At 68.0% G+C, this 18,651-nt stretch carries 14 protein-coding genes and 2 pseudogenes; 9 read left to right on the top strand and 7 right to left on the bottom strand.

Annotated elements, in window-relative coordinates; all coding sequences use genetic code 11:
* Positions 1–25: 25 nt before the first annotated feature.
* The 3 genes from hemE to hemQ are packed head-to-tail and all read left to right on the top strand — an operon-like array spanning position 26 to position 3,225.
* Positions 26–1,114: a uroporphyrinogen decarboxylase gene (gene hemE, locus HMPREF9336_RS08390; RefSeq protein ID WP_021030362.1), complete on the top strand. Its 1,089-nt coding sequence runs from the start codon at positions 26–28 to the stop codon at positions 1,112–1,114.
* Positions 1,111–2,499, top strand: coding sequence for a protoporphyrinogen oxidase (gene hemG / locus HMPREF9336_RS08395; RefSeq protein WP_040584714.1), 1,389 nt, complete (start codon positions 1,111–1,113; stop codon positions 2,497–2,499). The genes hemE and hemG overlap by 4 nt, the downstream gene beginning before the upstream one ends.
* 27 nt (positions 2,500–2,526) lie before the next feature.
* Positions 2,527–3,225, top strand: coding sequence for a hydrogen peroxide-dependent heme synthase (gene hemQ, locus HMPREF9336_RS08400; RefSeq protein WP_007470867.1), 699 nt, complete (start codon positions 2,527–2,529; stop codon positions 3,223–3,225).
* A 6-nt stretch (positions 3,226–3,231) separates the two neighbouring features.
* Here the strand turns inward: hemQ and ramB are convergent, their stop codons facing one another.
* On the bottom strand, positions 3,232–4,647 hold the full coding sequence (gene ramB, locus HMPREF9336_RS08405; RefSeq protein WP_040584716.1) for an acetate metabolism transcriptional regulator RamB: 1,416 nt from the start codon (positions 4,645–4,647) through the stop codon (positions 3,232–3,234).
* A 99-nt stretch (positions 4,648–4,746) separates the two neighbouring features.
* Here ramB and HMPREF9336_RS08410 point away from each other — a divergent pair, with 99 nt between their 5' ends.
* Complete coding sequence (locus tag HMPREF9336_RS08410; RefSeq protein ID WP_244431614.1) at positions 4,747–5,409, top strand: hypothetical protein; 663 nt, start codon at positions 4,747–4,749, stop codon at positions 5,407–5,409.
* A gap of 138 nt (positions 5,410–5,547) precedes the next feature.
* On the opposite strand, the gene HMPREF9336_RS18425 is transcribed toward HMPREF9336_RS08410, so the two are convergent.
* Positions 5,548–5,715 (bottom strand): hypothetical protein, encoded by a 168-nt coding sequence (locus tag HMPREF9336_RS18425; protein WP_156920326.1) that lies wholly within the window; start codon positions 5,713–5,715, stop codon positions 5,548–5,550.
* Positions 5,716–5,766: 51 nt separating this feature from the next.
* Between HMPREF9336_RS18425 and aceA the strand changes: the two genes are divergently transcribed.
* The 3 genes from aceA to metE all read left to right on the top strand — a co-directional run bounded on the left by aceA (position 5,767) and on the right by metE (position 10,332).
* Positions 5,767–7,053: an isocitrate lyase gene (gene aceA, locus HMPREF9336_RS08415; RefSeq protein WP_040585298.1), complete on the top strand. Its 1,287-nt coding sequence runs from the start codon at positions 5,767–5,769 to the stop codon at positions 7,051–7,053.
* A 99-nt stretch (positions 7,054–7,152) separates the two neighbouring features.
* Positions 7,153–8,031 (top strand): 3-hydroxybutyryl-CoA dehydrogenase, encoded by an 879-nt coding sequence (locus HMPREF9336_RS08420; protein WP_007470875.1) that lies wholly within the window; start codon positions 7,153–7,155, stop codon positions 8,029–8,031.
* Positions 8,032–8,037: 6 nt separating this feature from the next.
* Complete coding sequence (gene metE / locus HMPREF9336_RS08425; protein ID WP_007470876.1) at positions 8,038–10,332, top strand: 5-methyltetrahydropteroyltriglutamate--homocysteine S-methyltransferase; 2,295 nt, start codon at positions 8,038–8,040, stop codon at positions 10,330–10,332.
* On the opposite strand, the pseudogene HMPREF9336_RS08430 reads toward metE, so the two are convergent.
* Together HMPREF9336_RS08430 and HMPREF9336_RS08435 are read right to left on the bottom strand one after the other, a co-directional pair.
* Positions 10,329–11,211: pseudogene (locus tag HMPREF9336_RS08430) on the bottom strand (dihydrodipicolinate synthase family protein). The gene metE and the pseudogene HMPREF9336_RS08430 sit on opposite strands and share 4 nt — an antisense overlap.
* 50 nt (positions 11,212–11,261) lie before the next feature.
* Positions 11,262–12,047, bottom strand: coding sequence for an aldolase (locus HMPREF9336_RS08435; protein ID WP_007470881.1), 786 nt, complete (start codon positions 12,045–12,047; stop codon positions 11,262–11,264).
* Between the two features lie 117 nt (positions 12,048–12,164).
* Between HMPREF9336_RS08435 and HMPREF9336_RS08440 the strand changes: the two genes are divergently transcribed.
* Both HMPREF9336_RS08440 and HMPREF9336_RS08445 read left to right on the top strand, forming a co-directional pair.
* Positions 12,165–12,698, top strand: coding sequence for a helix-turn-helix domain-containing protein (locus HMPREF9336_RS08440; RefSeq protein WP_007470883.1), 534 nt, complete (start codon positions 12,165–12,167; stop codon positions 12,696–12,698).
* Positions 12,699–12,777: 79 nt separating this feature from the next.
* A pseudogene (locus HMPREF9336_RS08445) lies at positions 12,778–13,020 on the top strand (hypothetical protein); the annotation flags it as partial.
* On the opposite strand, the gene HMPREF9336_RS08450 reads toward HMPREF9336_RS08445, so the two are convergent.
* The 3 genes from HMPREF9336_RS08450 to pepN all read right to left on the bottom strand — a co-directional run bounded on the left by HMPREF9336_RS08450 (position 13,017) and on the right by pepN (position 18,588).
* Entirely contained in the window at positions 13,017–14,720 is a 1,704-nt protein-coding gene (locus tag HMPREF9336_RS08450) for a sulfatase-like hydrolase/transferase (RefSeq protein ID WP_007470886.1), read from the bottom strand. The pseudogene HMPREF9336_RS08445 and the gene HMPREF9336_RS08450 sit on opposite strands and share 4 nt — an antisense overlap.
* A gap of 39 nt (positions 14,721–14,759) precedes the next feature.
* Positions 14,760–15,656, bottom strand: a complete 897-nt coding sequence (locus HMPREF9336_RS08455) for a metal-dependent hydrolase (protein WP_007470888.1) — start codon at positions 15,654–15,656, stop codon at positions 14,760–14,762.
* Positions 15,657–16,014: 358 nt separating this feature from the next.
* On the bottom strand, positions 16,015–18,588 hold the full coding sequence (pepN, locus tag HMPREF9336_RS08460) for an aminopeptidase N (RefSeq protein WP_007470890.1): 2,574 nt from the start codon (positions 18,586–18,588) through the stop codon (positions 16,015–16,017).
* Positions 18,589–18,651: the final 63 nt, after the last annotated feature.

Genomic DNA, 18,651 nt, shown 5'->3' on the forward strand with positions numbered 1-18,651 from the left:
AGGCGCACCGCTAAGGTAGTCAGTGATGTCTGCTGCCTCCGCTCAAAGCTCCGCCGCGCCCAGGCGCGCGCTCCCCGGCTCGCCGTTCTTGGTGGCGCTCGCGGGGGACCGTCCGAGCAGGCGCCCGGTTTGGTTCATGCGCCAAGCGGGGCGCTCGCTCCCCGAGTACCGCGCTTTGCGCGCCGGAAGGGACATGCTGGCGACGTGCCTGGACCCGGAGCTGGTCTGCGAGATCACGCTGCAGCCGGTGCGCAGGCACGGCGTGGACGCCGCGATCTTGTTCTCCGACATCGTCGTCCCGTTGAAGACGGCGGGGGTGGGGGTGACCATCAAGCCTGGCGTGGGGCCGGTGCTGGACGCTCCGGTGCGCGCGCGGGCCGACGTGGACGCGTTGCCGCCGCCTTCGCCGGAAGGGCTCGAACCGGTCGCGAGCGCGGTCGGCTCGCTCATCGCCGAACTGGGGCAGACCCCGCTCATCGGTTTCGCCGGAGCCCCGTTCACGTTGGCCTCCTATCTCGTGGAGGGCGGGCCGAGCAAGCACCACGAGAAGACCAAGGCGTTGATGACCGGCGCCCCCGACGTGTTCGCCGCCCTGCTCGACAAGCTCGCCGACCACACGATCTCCTTCCTCACGGCGCAGCTCGCCGCAGGTGCGGACGCGGTGCAAGTTTTCGACTCCTGGGTGGGCGCGCTGACCCTGGCCGACTACGAGCGCCATGTCCTGCCGCACACGAGGCGGGTGTTCGCCGAGATCGCGCAGTTCGGCGTGCCTGGGGTCCACTTCGGCGTGAACACCGGGCACCTCCTCGGAGCCATGGCGGGCACGGGGGCTCAGGCGATCGGGGCGGACTGGCGCACCCCGCTCCCCGAAGCGGCCAAGGCAGTCGGCCCCGGCCTCGCGCTGCAAGGCAATCTGGACCCCGCGCTGCTGTTGGCCCCGCGCGCCGCGCTAGAGGCAGAGACCCGGCGGGTGCTGGCCGACGCGGACGCGGCGCTCGCCGAGGGAACGCCGGGGCATGTGTTCAACCTCGGCCACGGGGTGCTGCCGGAAACGGACCCCGGCGCGCTCACCGCCGTGGTCGACTTGGTCCATAGCGAGCCGGTCGCCCCGTGACGAGGGTCGTCGTGGTCGGCGCGGGCTTCACTGGCCTGGTCGCCGCGTACGAACTGCGCAAACGTCTCGGCGAGACGGCTCAGATCGTCGTGGCGGACGCGTCCGACCGGATCGGCGGCAGCGTGCGCCCCGTGCAGCTGGGCGGCGCGCGGTTCGAAGCCGGGGCGGAGTCGTTCCTGGCGAATTCCCCCGACATCCTGCGGCTCGCGGACGAGCTGGGCCTGGCGGGGCGCATCGTGTCTTCGGGCCCCGCCCGCCCGAGCGTCTTCGCGGCCAGAGAAACGCACCCGCTCCCGACCGGGACGTACTTCGGCCTGCCTTCGCCGGAAACCGAGACCGCGCTGCTCGGTCCGGAGGATCTGGCGGCGATACGGGAGGACCGGCCCGCGGACTGGGACACGAGCACGGACATGAGCATCGCGGAGCTGGTGGAGCCGGTGTACGGCCCCGCCGTGCGGGCCCGGCTCGTCGACCCGCTCTTATCCGGGGTGTACGCGGGGGACTCGTTCACCATCGGGGTGCGCGCGGGCCTGCCGGCGCTCGCGGCCAAGCTGGACGAGGAGGCCGGTCCTGGCGCGAAGCATGTGAGCCTGACTCGGGCGGTGGCCGCCGCGCGCTCCGGCGCGGGCACGGCGAGCGGCGGGGCGGGGACGGCTCCCCGGCGCGCCGCGAGCGGAGGGATGTTCCGCAGCTTCGACGGCGGACTGGGCCTGTTGCTCGACGCGTTGTTGCAGGCCGCGGGGCCGCTCGATCTGCGCCTCGGCGAAGAAGTCACCCGGCTCGAACGGACCTCGAACGGCTACGCGGTCGATCCGGTCGGCGAGGCGGACGCCGTGGTGCTCGCGGTCGGCTCGCACGTGGCAGGCGCGCTGCTGGCCTGCGTGGACGAAGAGGCCGGGCGGGCCGCCGCGTCGATCCCGACCGCTTCGCCCGTGGTGCTCGCCCTGCGCTGCGAGCGTTTAGAGGTTCCGGACGGCACGTCCGGCGTCTTGGTCGCCTCGGGCGAGGGCCTCGCGGCGAAAGCCCTCACGCTCACCGCGAACAAGTGGCCGCACCTTTCGGCCCCTGTGTTGCGGGTCTCGTTCGGCAGGTACGGCGACGACCTGTCCTTCACGGCGGACGAACAGCTGCTGGCGTGGGCGGCCTCCGATTTCACCAGGATCTTCGGGAAACGTCTGGCAGTGACGGACTGGACGGTGCAGCGCTACCCGGAGGCACTGCCGCAGTACGGGCCGTGGCACAGCAGAAAAGTCGCGGCCATCGCCTCGGCCAGCGCGGGCGGCCTCGCGGTCGCCGGGAACTTCCTGCGCGGCGTCGGGCTCGGCGCGTGCGCCGCGACCGCCGCCGCAGCCGCCGAGCAGATCGCAAACGTCCTCGAAGGATGACAACGGCCCCGGCGTAGGATGAGCCCTATGGCCGAACGACTCGATTACGCGGCGCTCAACGCCACGATCCGCTACCTCATGTTCTCCGCTTTCCGGATCCGTCCCGGCGAGCTCGACGAGAACCGCGAGAAAGTGGGGGCCGAGGCGCGCGAGTTCTTCGAGGAGCAGGCGCAGGCGGGCGTGGAGCTGCGCGGGGTGTACGACGTGTCCGGGCTGCGCGCGGACGCGGATGTCCTGCTGTGGACGCACGCGGAGCGGATCGAATCGCTGCAGGCCGCGTACCAGGGCTTCCGGCGCAAGACCGCCCTTGGGCGGGCGAGCGAGGCGGTGTGGAGCGCCGCTGCGCTCCACCGGCCCGCGGAGTTCAACAAATCGCACGTGCCCGCGTTCATGAAGGGCGAGCCCGCGCGGGGCTACGTCTGCGTCTACCCGTTCGTGCGCTCCTACGAGTGGTATTTGCTGCCGGACGAGGAGCGCCGCGCCATGCTCGCCGAGCACGGCCAGGCGGCCAGGGTGTATCAGGACGTGCGCGCCAACACGGTGTCGAGCTTCGCCCTCGGCGACTACGAGTGGGTGCTCGCGTTCGAGGCCGACGAGCTGCACCGCATCCTCGACCTCATGCGCGACCTGCGCGCGACCGAGGCACGGATGCACGTCCGGGAGGAGACCCCGTTCTTCACCGGCCCCAAGACGACGTTCGAAGCACTGGCCGAGTCGTTGCCGTAGCGGGCGCTAGCGCGGTGTGACCAGGTAGGGCGACACCGTCGAGCGGTGCTCGTCGAGGTCGAGCTTGCGGCCGAGCGGCGGGAAGGCGCGTTGCGGGCAGTTCTCCCGCTCGCAGACCCGGCAGCCGGTGCCGATTGGCGTGGCGTTCGCCCGGTTCGACAAGTCGAGCCCGTCGCCGTAGACGAGCCGGTGCGCGTGCCGGGTCTCGCAGCCAAGGCCGATGCCGAAGGTCTTGCCGGGCTGTCCGTAGTGCGCCGCCCGGCGTTCGACCGTCCGGGCCACCCAGAGGTAGCTGCGCCCCTCCGGCATCTGGGCCAGCTGGACCAGGATCTTGCCGGGGGAGCCGAAGGTCTCGTACACGTTCCACAGCGGGCACGTGCCGCCGGACGAGGAGAAATGGAACCCGGTCGCGGACTGGCGTTTGGACATGTTGCCCGCCCGGTCCACCCGGACGAAGGAGAACGGCACGCCGCGCAAGTTCGCCCGCTGCAGGGTGGAGAGCCGGTGGCAGATCGTCTCGTAGGAGACGGCGAAATAGGCGGAGAGCCGTTCGATGTCGTAGCGGAACTCCTCGGCGACCTCGTAGAACTGGCGGTAGGGCAGCACGATGGCCGCCGCGTAGTACTTGGCGAGGGCCATGCGGGCCAGGCTGGCCGAATCCTCGCTGGAGAAGTCGCCCTCCTCGACCAGCTCTTCGATCAAGGCCCCGTGTTCGAGGAAGGCGAGCTCGGTGGCGAGTTTGAAGACCCGCTGTCCCGGCGCGAGCCGGGCGGCGATGGACAGCGAGCGGGCGGCGGGGTCGTACTGGTGGGAGACCCCCTCGGGCAGGTCCACCCGCTCCACGATGCGCACCCCGTGCGAGGACCGGAGCAGCGTCGGGATCTCCGAGTGCAGCTCGCCGCCGTTCATGCGCATGCGACGAGTCACATCCTCGGCGGCCCGGTCGAGCGAGTCCAGGTAGTTCTGCCGCTCGTAGAAATATTGCTGCACCTCTTCGTGCGGCATGCTCGCTATCGCGGGCAGCGGCTCCCCGGCCCGATGCTCCCCGAGGGCTGCGACTTGGTCGGCGAGTTCCCGGTAGCGGTGGTACAGCTGGAGCATGGCCCGCGCGAATTTGGGGTGGGCCGAGACCACTTCGGCGACGGACTCGGGGCTCGTGTCGATGTCGACCCCGGTGTCCATCGCGACCTCGCGGATCTCCGCGACGAGCCGTGCCTCCTCCTGCGCGGTGAAGAACTCCGTGTCCACGCCGAGTTTCTCGGACAGACGCAGGAGGAGGGGCATGGTGATCGGGCGCACGTCGTGCTCGATCTGGTTGAGGTAGCTCGGCGAGATGGCGAGATCGGCGGCCAACGCGACCTGCGAGAGCCCGCGCTCCACGCGCAACTGCCGCAAGCGGGGGCCGACGTATGTTTTCGCCACGAGATCAGAATAGGACGAGCGCGGAAAATCACGTCGGACGCGCATGCAGACTTTGCTATGATCAATAACAGTATGGTCACTATAAGGTTACTGCTCGCGGTGTTTGCGCTGGCAGTTGGCGCCGGGGCCTGCTCGATTCCGTCGGCTTCGGCGGATCCGGGCGCGCAGGACCTCCTCCTCACCGCCGAGGACTCGCCCGAAGGCTACAACCCCCAGCCGCAATCCCTCGACGACGCGTTGGGCACGCTCACCACGATCCGCGACTGGATGTTCGGCGGGGGTGCGCAGATCGACCCGCCGACGTGCACGGCGGAGCTGACGTGGTTCGTGTCGAACCTGATCCCGGAGGACTCGGCGGCCATCACGATCTGGGGCCCGCAGATGCTGCTCGCGGACGCGGTGGGCAAAGGCGGGCATCCCCTGAAGGATTTCGACTCGCACATCGACACGTGCAAGAAGATCCGGGTGACCTCCGGCGCGGTGATCGTGGACGCCGCTTTGGAGAAGCAGGAGCCGCCGAAGACGACGGCGACAGCGGCCCGAGGGTTCAAGGAGACCGTGACGTTCACCCTCGGCGGGTTCCAGCAGACCCGCGCGGTGGTCGGCTTTTACGGTTCGGTCGGGACCACGGCGGCGTTGGTGATGGGCGGTTCCCGCGATCTGGACCCCTCGGCGGTGTCCGTGGAGACGACGACGTCGGTCGTCAGCGATTTCTACACGCGCCAGATCGCCAAAATCGACAAGGCGCGTCCGCACAAATAGCCAACGGGTTTGTGATATCACGCACTCTTCCTCGGCTCTGCCCTCGGCCCGCGCGCGCTCGCGCGGACGTCGGGCCGGAGGCGGCCGCGAGCGGCTGGAATCGGCTCCCGCGGACAAATCACAGTACAAGCGTACTTTTTACGGATTCTCCGGTAAATTTCGCATAGGCAGATTGGCAAGATTAGCAAAATTGACCGGAAAACGTAGCTGGGCTTTGCAGTAGTTGGTGACTTGACCTGCATCAATGGTCGTGGCATGCTGAATCCCGCCAGAGCGGAAGCGGTGTAAAATCTCCGTCAAAGCCATGGCAGGCTCCACCCCTCAACCGTTAGCCAAGGAGGCATCATGGGCGCCAACATCAGCACGACCGGCACGCCGCCCACCGCTGAAGCGATTCAGAAGGACTGGGACACCAACCCTCGTTGGAAGGGCATCACTCGCACCTACACTGCGGAGCAGGTGAGCGCGCTGCAGGGCAGCGTCATCGAGGAGTACACCCTCGCCCGCCGAGGCGCGGAGACCCTGTGGAACCTCATCCACAACGAGGACTACGTCCACTCGCTCGGAGCGCTCTCCGGCAACCAGGCCGTGCAGTACATCAAGGGCGGCCTGAAGGCCATCTACCTCTCCGGCTGGCAGGTCGCCGGTGACGCGAACCTCTCCGGGCACACCTACCCGGACCAGAGCCTCTACCCGGCCAACTCGGCTCCGAACCTCGTGCGCCGCATCAACAACGCCCTGATCCGCGCCGACCAGATCGACCGCCAAGAGGGCAAGAAGTCCGTCGAGAACTGGCTCGCGCCGATCGTCGCGGACGGCGAGGCCGGCTTCGGCGGCGCCCTCAACGTGTTCGAGCTGCAGAAGGCCTTCATCGCCGCCGGAGCCGCCGGCACCCACTGGGAGGACCAGCTCGCCTCGGAGAAGAAGTGCGGCCACCTCGGCGGCAAGGTGCTCCTGCCGACCCAGCAGCACATCCGCACCCTGACCTCCGCGCGTCTGGCCGCCGACGTCTCGAACGTCCCGACCGTCGTCATCGCCCGCACCGACGCCGAGGCCGCGACCCTCATCACGAGCGACGTCGACGAGCGCGACCAGCCGTTCGTCACCGGCGAGCGGTCCGCCGAGGGCTACTACTACCTGAAGAACGGCGTCGAGCCCTGCATCGCCCGTGCGATCGCCTACGCGCCGTACTCCGACCTGATCTGGATGGAGACCGGCAAGCCCGACCTCGAGCTCGCCCGCACCTTCGCCGAGGGCGTCAAGAAGGAGTACCCGGACCAGCTCCTGGCGTACAACTGCTCCCCGTCCTTCAACTGGAAGCAGCACCTGGACGACTCCACCATCGCCAAGTTCCAGCGCGAACTCGGCGCGATGGGCTTCAAGTTCCAGTTCATCACCCTCGCGGGCTTCCACGCCCTCAACTACAGCGCCTTCCACTTGGCGAAGGGCTACACCGAGGGCGATATGACGGCCTACGTCGAGCTGCAGGAGCAGGAGTTCGCCTCGGAAGGCCAGGGCTACACCTCCACCAAGCACCAGCGCGAGGTTGGCGCGGGCTACTTCGACCTGGTCGCGACCACGGTCGACCCGACCTCTTCGACCACTGCCCTGAAGGGCTCCACCGAAGAGGGCCAGTTCCACTAAACCGGCGCTAAGCCGCTACCCCGATGCCCCTGGCGTTCTGCCAGGGGCATCGGGGTAGGCTCGTAAGCGCAGAAAAACCTCGACCTTGAGGAGCATATTTTGACGAGCGAGAGCATCTCTCGAGTTGGGATCATCGGCGCCGGGCAGATGGGAGCCGGGATCGCGGAAGTGTGCGCGAGGGCGCACACGGACGTGTTGGTCTACGAGCCGACGCGGGAGCTGCTCGCCGCTGGCCGGGCCCGTATTCTGCGCTCACTCGACCGGGGGGTGTCGAGCGGCAAGGTGACCGAGCGCGAGCGGGAGCAGGCCGCATGGCGGTTGCGCTTCACCTCCGACCTTGGCGACTTCGCCGACCGCCAGCTCGTGGTCGAAGCGGTCCTCGAGGACGAGAAGGTCAAGACGGAGATCTTCGCGGAGCTCGACGCCGTGGTCACCGATCCGAACGCCGTCATCGCCTCGAACACCTCCTCGATCCCGATCATGAAGTTGGGCATGGCCGCCAAGCAGTCCAACCGAGTGCTCGGCATGCACTTCTTCAACCCGGTCCCGGTGCTCCCTCTGGTCGAGCTCGTGACCACTCTGATGACTTCCCCCGAGGTCTCGGAGCGGGCCGAGGTGTTCGCCCGCGACGTGCTCGGCAAGCAGGTGGTCCGCTCCGCCGACCGCGCGGGCTTCATCGCCAACGCCCTCCTGGTGCCGTACCTGCTCTCCGCGATCCGCATGGTGGAGTCGGGCTTCGCGACCGTGGAGGACATCGACAAGACGATGGTGCTCGGCTGCGCGCACCCGATGGGACCGCTGAAGCTGACCGATCTGATCGGGCTCGACACCACGAAGGCGATCGCGGATTCCATGTACGCGGAGTTCAAGCAGTCGCTGTACTCGCCGCCGCCGCTGCTGCTGCGCATGGTCGAGGCGGGCAGGCTCGGCAAGAAGGTCGGCCACGGCTTCTACCAGTACACATCGGGCGACCGCTGAAGCGCCATGATGTCTGCGCAGGTTGAGACGGAGTACGGGTCGAGCATCCTCGGATATCCGAGGATCGGGCCGCGCCGCGAGCTCAAGCGGGCACTGGAGGGATACTTCCACGGGCCGGTCTCGCAGGAGGAGCTCAGAGCCGTCGGCCTGAAACTGCGCGACAGCACCTGGCAGGAACTCGCTGCCATGGGCCTGGAGCAGGTGCCCGGCAACACGTTCTCTTTCTACGACCACATCCTGGACTCGGCGCTGATCTTCGGGGCGGTCAGCCCGAGGTACGTGCCGCTGCGCGACGACCTCGACGACCTCGATTTCTATTTCGCGATGTGTCGGGGCCGCCCCGACTTCCCGCCGTTGGAGCTGGTCAAGCTCTTCGGCACCAACTACCACTACCGCCAGCCCGAGATCGGCGAGGACACCGTCTTCGCGGTCTCGTCCTACGCCGACGAGCTGCTGGCGGAGCACGCGCGGGCGAAGGCGCAAGGCGTCGAGCTGCGCCCGGTCGTCCTCGGGCCGGTGTCGCTGCTGCTCTTGTCCAAACGCGCTCCGGAGGCTCCGGCCGACTTCCGTCCCGTCGACCGCCTGCCCGACCTCGTCCCCGCCTATCTCGACCTCTTGGAGCGCCTCGCGAAACAAGGCGCGAAGTGCGTGCAGTTCGACGAGCCGGCGTTCACCTCCGAGCGCGCCGATTTCGAGCTCGAACTGCTCGGCGAGGCGTACGGCAAGCTTGCGGCCCCCAGCCTCGCGGCCCGGCCGAGGATCCTCGTCACCGGCCAGTACGGCCACCTCGGCGACGCGCTGCCGGTCCTCGCAGCCTCGAACATCGAGGCGATCAGCCTGGACCTGGTGGCCGCGCCGATCCCGCCGGAGGAGCTTGCCGCGCTGCCCGGATTGCGCCGAAAGCGCCTCTACGCGGGCGTGGTGTCGGGGCGCAACGTCTGGCGCAACGACCGGCTCGCCACCCTTGGGTATCTGACCGAGCTGAAGAACGTCGTCCCCGATATCGTGGTCTCGACCTCGACGACTCTGCTGCATGTGCCCTACGACGTGCTCGCCGAGTACGATTTGCCGGAAGTGCTCGACGGGCGGCTCTCCTTCGCGAAGCAGAAGGTCGGCGAGGTCGTCGCGCTCACGAAGGCGCTGCGCGAAGGGGCCCCGGCGAGCTGGAGCAAGACCACGCCCGCGAAGCCGCAGGTGAACCAGCAGGTCCGCGACCGGGTCGCCTCGGTGACCGACGCGGACCGCCGTCGGCTGCCGTACGAGGAGCGCAGGAAGCTGCAGGAGGAGCGGTTCAACCTGCCGAAGGTGCCGACCACCACGCTCGGCTCCTTCCCGCAGACCCCGGAGATCCGCCGGGCCCGCTACGAGCTCGGCGAGGGCCGCCTGTCCTGGGAGGACTACCTCAAGCAGGTGCGCGACGAGATCGAGCGGATCATCCGGCTGCAAGAGGACATCGGCCTGGACGTGCTGGTGCACGGCGAAGTCGAGCGCAACGACATGATCCAGTACTTCGCCGAGCTGATGGAGGGCTTCGCGACCACCCGCCACGGCTGGGTCCAGGTGTACGGCACGCGCTCGACGCGTCCGCCGATCATCCACGGCGACGTGTCCCGCCCCAAGCCGATGACGGTGGAGTGGATCGCCTACGCGCAGTCGTTCACGGCGAAGCCGGTCAAAGGCATCCTCACCGGTCCGGTGACGATGCTGGCCCGCTCGTTCGTCCGCGAGGACCTGCCCCACCAGCAGATCGCCGACCAGATCGCCCTCGCGGTGCGCGACGAGATCGCCGATTTGGAGGACGCCGGCATCGGCATCATCCAGGTGGACGAGCCCGCGATCCGCGAACTCTTGCCGCTGCGCGCGCAAGGGCGGCGCAAGTACTTGGACTGGGCGGTGTGCGCGTTCCGCCTCGCCACCGGCGGCGCGAAGCCGACGACGCAGATCCACACCCACTTGGAGTACTCCAGCCTCGGCTTGGTGGTCGAGGCGTTCGAGCAGATGGACTGCGACGTCACGGCGCTGGTCGCGACCCGTTCGATCTCGTGGGTGCTCCAGCAGCTGCGCAACGGGGGGTTGACCCGCGACGTTGGCCCAGGGGTGTACGAGAGCCGTTCGGCGCGCATCCCCGATATCGACGAGTTGGACGAGCGGATCACCGAGGCGCTCAAGCTCGTGGACTTCGACCGGTTGTGGGTGAACCCGGACGGCGGCTTGAAGACCCGCCACTATTGGCAGTTGCAGCCCTCGCTGCGCAACATGGTCGCCGCCGCCCGGCGGCACCGTCGGCGCGCCGGGGTCTAGACGACCGTTTCGAGCAGGCCGCGCAAGACCTCGGTCCGCTCCTTGTCGAGGGGGAGCAGCGGTCGGCGCGGCACGCCCGCGCTCTGCCCGAGCAGGTCGAGCCCCGCCTTGATCGTGGTGGGCAGCCCTTGGCTCACGACGAAATCCAGGAGCGGTTTGAGGAGCCGGTAGGCCGTCTGCGCCCGCTCGGTCTCGCCCGCGCGCACCGCCTCGTAGATCTGCAGGCAGAGGCGGGGACGCAGACAGGGCGTTGCGGTGCACCATCCGGCCGCCCCGGCGGTCAGCGCGTCGAGGACCAGCGGGTTACTGCCGTTGAAGAAGGGGAGCGAGCCGCCGGAGAGCTCCTTGATGCGGAGCATCCGATGGATGTCGCCGGTGGACTCTTTGACCATGCGGACGTTCTCGATCCGCTCCGCCATCGCGACCAGCAGCTCGGGGGACATGTCGATCCCGCTGGTGGCTGGGTTGTTGTAGGCCATGATCGGGATGTCCGCAGAGTCGCTGATCGCTTGGAAATGGGCGAAAACCTCGCGGTCGCTCAGTTTCCAATAGGAGACTGGCACGACCATGACGGCCTGGGCTCCGGCCTCGCGCGCGCGCCGGGCGCGCCGCACTGCCCCCGCCGTGGTGAGGTCCGAGGCTCCGACGACAACCGGTGTCCGCCCCGCGACCGCCGCGACGGTGACGTCCACGACGGCTTCCCACTCGTCCTGCGAGAGGTAAGCGGCCTCGCCGGTGCTGCCGAGCGGCGCGATGGCGTGCGCGCCGTCGCCGACGAGCTGGTCGACGAGCGAGGCGAGCCGATCCCGATCGACTCCCCCCTGCCGGGCGGAAAGGGGTGACGGGATAAGCGATGATTCCCTCGATGGCGTTGTCCATGGTGTTGCACTCCGTTCTGGTGGGTGTTGCTCGTGCGGGGCCTCGGGCGCTCAGCGCCGGAAGACGTCGGGGTGTTTGCGCGCGGCCTGCCTCGCGTAATAGGCGAAGTTGGCCGCGCTGCGTTTGGGGGTCAGCGTCCAGTCGTGCGCCTCGCGGGCGAGCCGGTCGGGGAGCGGGGCGATCGGCCCCGCGGCCATGGCGGCCAGTTGGAGCCGGGCGGCGCGCTCGATCAAGACCGCGAGCGAGCAGGCCTCCTCGACGCTCGCCCCGGCGATCACGTGGCCGTGATGGGCGAGCAGGATGGCTTTCTTGTCCCCGAGCGCGGCCGAGATGATCGCACCCTCCTCGTTGCCGACGGGCACTCCGGGCCAGTCGGGGAGGAACGCGCAGTCGTCGTAGAAGGGCGCGAGGTCCATCTGCGAGACGACCAGCGGGATCTCCAGCATCGACAGCGCCGCCACGTGGAACGGGTGGGTGTGCACGATGCACTGCGCGTCGGGGCGCGCCCGGTAGATCCAGCTGTGGAACCGGTTGGCCGGGTTGGCCATGCCGCTGCCCTCGAGGACGTTGAGGTCCTCGTCGACCAGGAGCAGGTTCTCCTCGGTGATCTCGTCGAAGCCGAGCCCGAGGCGTTGGGTGTAGTAGGTCCCCGGCGCTTCGGCGCGGGCGGTGATCTGACCGGCGAGCCCGGAGTCGTGCCCATGGTCGAAGAGCACGCGGCAGGTGAGGGCGACTTTCTGTCGGACGCTGAGTTCGGACTCGCCGAACGTCTCGGCCATTCGGGCCTCCGCCCTCGCCATCAGGTCCGTTTTCGAGTCGTTCATCGTGTCGGCCATGGCGCTGCTCCTTCGATTGATATGACACTTGAGAACAGTATAGGACACAAAGTGTCATTTTTTCTCCGGGGGTGTCCCAGCTACGATGAGGGGCGACAGAAAGGGGCCGAACCCGCGATGCCGGTCTTGTTGCGCGCCGCGCGCCATCAGCAGCGAATGACGCTCGAGGAGCTGGCCGAGCGGACGGGGCTCACCAAGAGCTACTTGTCGAAAGTCGAACGCGGACTGAGCACGCCGTCGATCGCGGTGGCGCTGAAGATCGCGGGCGCGCTCGGCGTCGACGTCGCCCGCCTCTTCGACCCGGAGAGCGGCGACGAGCTGGTCTGCGTCGTCCGGGCGGCGGATCGGACGACGGCGAGGCCGGACCACGGGGGCACGTACTACGCGCTGGCCACGTCGATGCTCGGCAAGCGCATGTCGCCGTTCGTCGTGGTCCCATCGGCGGAATTCGGCGACGGCTCGATGCGGGAGCATTCCGGCCAAGAGTTCCTCTTCGTCCACAAAGGACGAGTCGAGCTGGAGCTGCCCGGCAAGGTCGAGTCGCTAGACGTCGGCGATTGCGTGTACTTCGACGCCGCCGTCCCGCACCGGCTGCGCTCGGTCGGCGAAACGCCCGCCGAAGTGCTGGTCGTCGCCCACGACGACCGTTGAGGACGTTTCCGTCCGATTGCGAGCCATGGTTTCACAAATATAATTTGCGGAATCCTCAATTCCTATTGTGAGCTGTTTCGTTGCTCCTGGTCCACTGCAGACCAGTTTCTTCTACCCGGCAGAGACCGACGGCAACATCGCCTGGCTGCAGTCGATGAGCATCAACGGCCAGATCGGCAAGGGCGACGACGTCGTGCCCTTGGCGCGTTTCCTCGTCCTGCCGGAACCTCGTTGGATCACGGCGCAGACCGTCTACGTCAACGGCGGCATCATCTCTCCACGATCAACTAACGACGAAGGGGCCTCGGCCGGGGCGGCTTAGTTGCCGCCCTGGCCCGCCATCTTCTGAACGGTCTTCTTCCGGGCGGCTCGGATGGCGCGCATATTCGCCAGGCCTTCTTCGCGGGCGGCGGCGAGGGGGTCGGGCAGCGGGGCGTTGACTTCCGGGGTGACTTCGTGTTCGAGCAGGGCGTAGAGCTCGTGCTCGCCCGGGATGTTCTTGCCCGCGTGGTTGACGAGCTCGTGGCGGCCTTGGTCGGTCGAATAGTCGTAGTACTCGCGCTCGTGCGGAGCGTCCGGATCGGCTTCCATCGTGCCCGCGCGCCATTCCGAGTACACGGCGAGTTTGGCGGCTCTGGTCCTTACGGCCAGGATGTGCCCCGGCGCGGCGGTCGGCAGTGCGACCCCGAGTTCTTCGATATTGAGGTCGTCGGTGGCGTGGGCGACCCACGGGCGGCCTTTGGCCTTGGGGTCGCGGGCGATGGCTGCGATATTCGCCCGGTCTTTCAGGTGGGCGTAGCGCGGGTCGCCGCGCCATTGGTCCCCGCCCGCGCCGATCGTCACGAGCAGGGGAGCGAGGTCGACGCTGCTAGTGAAATGGTCGCGGGTGTCGCCGGGTTTCGGCGTGAGGCGCCCGCTGGGGTCGCGGATGTAGAGGGGGACGTGGATCGCTTCGTCATAGGCGGCGGCCCCTTTGCCGCCGAGGCCGTGCGATCCGCCGTACTCCCCGTGGTCGGCGGTGAACACGACGACGGTGCCCCGGTCGATGTCGGGGCGGCTCTCGAGTTTCGCGAGGACCCTGCCGACTTGTTCGTCCACCTGCTGTTGCAGCCATAGGTAGACGTCGAGCTGCCGTGCCCACGCTTGCCGCGCCTCATCTCCTCGCGCAGGCATCGGGCCTTGCATCATCTGCATGAATTGCTGGTAGTCGCGTTGCAGCGTGGGTTTGCCGTTGGCTTCGAGGTCGTCGGGAGTCTCAAAGTTCGGAGCCGGGGCCGTGAACCGCTGCGGCACGCCTTTCGGCTCCTGCCATTTCGGCCAGTAGCAGATGTCGTGCGGGTTGACCAAGGAGACTGTGGTGCACCACGGGCCTTTGCCCGCTTCGGCTTCGAACCATTCGGCGAATTGGTCGACGATGGAGCCGTCCCGGTCGAGCCCTTGGTGCGGGGCTCCGTTCGGCGACGGATACGTGCCGCCGGAGAAGCCGTACTCCTCCAACGCCCCTGGTCTGGCGTCGGAGTCGGCCCCCAGGTGCCATTTGCCCCACCACCACGTCCGGTAGCCCTGATCGCGGAGCAGGGAGCCCCAGGTCGGGAATTTCGGCGAAAGCGTGGACTCGTCGGTGATCGGATGGTTCGAGTCCCCGACGAGGGCGCCCTGGTTCGGTCCGCCGAAGGTATAGAAGCAGCCCGTCTGGTGGGAGTACAGCCCCGTGGTCATGACGCCTCGGGACGGCGTGCACATGTTGGACGCGGTGTAATGCCGGTCGAACGAGACGCTGGCCTTGCGCAGCTTCGCGATATGGGGCAGGAGGACGTCAAGCTGGGCCTGCTCGGGGAACCATTGCGGGGCGCGCAGCTGGTCGAGTATCACGACCAGGATGTTGGGCTTGTTCCCGCCTCGCGCGGCGGAGTCGCCGGGGGACGATTTGCGCAGCAGCTCGAAGCCGCCGAGCCCGGCGGCTGCCACGCCTGCGGCGGCAGCGCCGCCGAGCAGCAGATTGCGACGGTTGATCTCGGTCATGCCGTCCAGCCTAATGCGGCTCGCGGAATTGTGGGGAAATCAGTAGAGATGGCCGGCGAGCTTGCCCTTGTCGCCGAAGAGTTTGGCGCTCCACTCTTCGAGCAGCGGGGCGGTGTCGATATGGTCGGGGTGGAAGCCTCGGCGCAGGTAGGGTTTGGCCTCTTTGCGCAGACCTCCGGCGATCGGCCCGCGAAGCAGCGCGATCCCCTCCTTGAAGACGCGCAGCAGGTGGCGCCGCCCGTAAGGGTCGCTGGTGAGGACGCCGAACCAAATCGCCAAGGCGCACATCGGGACTGCGGCGGCCGACACTACTTGCATGACTGCGATGCGGAGCCATTCCGGGCCGCCGACGGCGCGGTAGACGTCGAAGGCGACGGATTTGTGCTCCAGCTCCTCGTACGCGTGCCAGTGCAGAAGGTTGAAGACTTCGGTGTCCGTCGCCATGGCCTGGATCTCGGGCCGGGTGAAAAGCCGGGTGGCCAAAACCGCCGTGTAGTGCTCGCCCGCAGCCGTCGCGGCGAGGGCCGTGAGCCACAGCAGCCGCAGGCGTTTGAACGGGTATTTCGCCTCCAGGAGCTGCTCCCCGGCTTTTGCGGCGGAGCCGACTTTCTCGATAGTCTCGCGGTAACGGTAGCCCAGCTCGACCAGCTTGTCGTTGAGCTCCCGGTGCTGCTGCCCGTGGACGGCCTCTTGGCCGATGAATCCCGCGACGCGTTTCTTCAGCACGGGGTCGGCGATCTGGTCGCTGTAGCGGCGCACGGAGCGGATGAAGAATTCCTCACCGGGCGGGAAGATGAACGAGAAGAACGCCAGCAGGTGGCTGTGCGCGATATCGCCGCCATCGGCGAAGTGCCGCTTTATCGGCTGCGGCTCGCCGAACGGAAATCTGATCCTGCGGACTTTGGGGTAGAGGCCGGGGGCTGTCTGGGTGGTCATTCTCTGCTCCGATGTAAGTGCTCGGGCCGCTGCCGCGGGCGGTGGTTCCATACGTGCTGGCGCGCGGCGCGGCCGTGAGCCATTGGCCAGAATGTGATCTGCTTTTCAGTGCTTGAATCATATTCAGCGCCGATGTCTCGAGCCTACATATTTGTGAGGTGCGGCACAATCTGATTTGTGAGGAGAGTATATGATTTATAGCATAATAAAATAAAAAAAGTGATCCAAGTAACATTTAATAGTCGGATGCCCCGAACTCGTCATCGGAATGAGCCGACTGAAGCCGGGGGCCGCTGAGGACCAACTCGTCCTCAGCGGCCCCCGGCTCATCGCATCGTGAGGAAGGCGCTGTGCCTGTTCACGCTTGCGCGTCGAATTTTCGCGCCCGAAGCGACCGGCGCACGCCGTCCTGGCCCTCGCGGACCAACCGGCGCAGTCCGGGGGAGAGGTCCGGGGCGGCGAGGAAATCGTCGGCGAGGCCGACCGACGCGTCGCTGATCGACCACGACGGGTACAGGCCCGTGGCGATGGTCCGCCCGACCTCGCCGGTGCGCTCCTCCCACACCGAGGGGATCTCGGCGAAGAACCGCGCGGCGTACGGCTCGAGCAGTTCCCGCTGGCCGGGGAAGGCGAATCCGGCGATCAACGCGCGCAAGGTGGTGTTGGCGAGTTCGCCCTCGTGCAGGATCCGATCCCAGACCTGGGCTTTCACCTCCGCGAGCGGCCGGGCGGCCCGCGCCTGCGCGGCCTGCTGCGCGCCCTTCGCGGTCTTGTCCTGCGCCTGCGCGGCGTCGATCAGGGGCGAATCGGTCCCGTCCGCGTCCACTTCGCCCGCGGCGGCGAGCGCGATCAGCAGCCGCCAGCGCAAATCCGTGTCCACGACCAGGCCCGGCAGCCCCACTGCGGCGGGGTCGGTCTGGTCGACAAGGACGCGTGCCGTGCGGATCTCCTCCTCGCCCAGCACGGTGGACGCGAGCGCGTTCACGAAAGCGAGCTGGCTGTCCGACCCGGCGGGGGCGCCTTGCGCGGAGCGCAAGGCCAACTGCGCGAGCCGCGCGTAGCCCTCGGCCTTGGCCCATGCGGGGTCCGCGTAGGAGTTCACCGCCACCAGCGCCTGCATCAGCAGCCGGGACTGCACGCCGACGTCGGTCTCCGAGGCGACGCCCTGCTCGACCAGGGTCAGGAAGTCGCGGGCCTTGATGCGGGCGTCGCGCGTCATCTCCCACGCCGCCGACCAGGCCAACGCTCGGGGCAACGAGTCGGAGATGTCCGCGATCCGCGTCTGAAGCGTCGTGAGGGAGCCTGCGTCCAGGCGCAACGAGCAGTAGGTGAGGTCGTCGTCGTTCACCAGCACCAGCTTCCCCGCCGGGGCCCCGACGAGTTCGGCCACCTCGGTGCGCGGGCCCGCCACGTCGAGCTCGACTCGTCGGGAGCGCACGAGCTTGCCGTCCTCGTCGCTGTAGACGCCGACCGCGAGCCGGTGGGTGCGGGTCTCGCCGGCTCCGGGGGCGGCTCCGTCCTGTTCGACCGCGAACGAGGCGTAGCGGCCTTCGCCGTCCAGCTCGAACGAGGGGCCGAGCGGGTTGATCCCCGTGGTCTTGAGCCATTGGCCGCCCCAGTCGGAGAGATCGCGCCCGCTGGAGCGCTCCAACGAGGCGACGAGGTCTTTGAACTCGGCGTTGCCGTAGGCGTGGGTCTGGAAGTACTCGCGAAGGCCGGCGAGGAACTCTTCGCGTCCGACGTAGGCGAAGAGCTGCTTGAGCACGCTCGCCCCCTTCGCGTAGGTGATCCCGTCGAAGTTCACCTCCACCGCCTCGACGTCGGGGATGTCGGCGGCGATCGGGTGCGTCGAGGGGAGCTGGTCCTGCCGGTACGCCCATGATTTCTCCGCGGACGCGAAGGTGGTCCACGCGTCGGTGTACTCGGTGGCCTCCGCCTGGCAGAGCACCGAGGCGAACGTGGCGAAGGACTCGTTGAGCCACAGGTCGTCCCACCAGCGCATCGTGACGAGGTCGCCGAACCACATATGCGCCATCTCGTGCAGGATCGTCTCGCAGCGGCGCTCGTAGGTCGCCTGGGTCACCTTGGACCGGAACACGTACTCCTCGGTGAAGGTGACGCAGCCCGCGTTCTCCATCGCGCCCGCGTTGAACTCCGGCACGAACAGCTGGTCGTATTTCCCGAACGGATACGGGAAGCCGAAGTGGCGGTGGTAGAAGCCGAAGCCCTGCTTGGTCTGCTCGAAGACCCGCTCGACGTCCATGAACTCGGCGAGCGAGGCGCGGCAGTACAGGCCCAGCGGGATCGTCCCGTGCTCGTCCGCGTAGCTGTCCGTCCATTTCGCGTACGGCCCGGCGACGAGGGCGACGAGGTAGGTGGAGATGCGCTTGGTGGGCGCGAAGGTCCGCAGCTCGCCGTCTTGCGCGACGCTCGCGATCTCGGCGTTGGAGACCACTTCCCAGGCTGCCGGAGCTTTGACCGCGAGTTCGAAGACGGCCTTGAGGTCGGGTTGGTCGAAGCAGGCGAACATGCGCTTCGCGTCGGCGGTCTCGAACTGCGTGTACAGGTACACGCTGTCGTCGGCGGGGTCGACGAAGCGGTGCAGGCCCTGCCCGCTGCGCGAGTACCGGCACACGGCTTCGACGACGAGCTCGTTGCGCTCGGCGAGGTTCGCCAGCGCGAGCCCTTTGTCCTGCGAGTACGCGGCCACGTCCAACGCGGTCCCGTTCAGCGTCGCCGACCGGACCTCGTCGGCGATCAGCTCGATGAACGTCCCGGCCCCAGGGGTCCGGGCGGCGAAGACCACCGTCGTCTTCGACAGGAAGGTGGTCTCGCTCCCCTCGGACAGGTCCAGCTCGATGCGGTAGTGCTCGACTTCCAGCAATGCGGCGCGCTCCTGCGCCTGCGCTTGGGTGAGGTTCGCCTTCGCCACGTTCGGTCGTCTCCTGTTCGTCGGGTCCTTGGTTGACAGACTACTGATCGGGCGGGAATGCGC

It is taken from the genome of Segniliparus rugosus ATCC BAA-974 (assembly GCF_000185725.2).
GTDB lineage: Bacteria > Actinomycetota > Actinomycetes > Mycobacteriales > Mycobacteriaceae > Segniliparus > Segniliparus rugosus.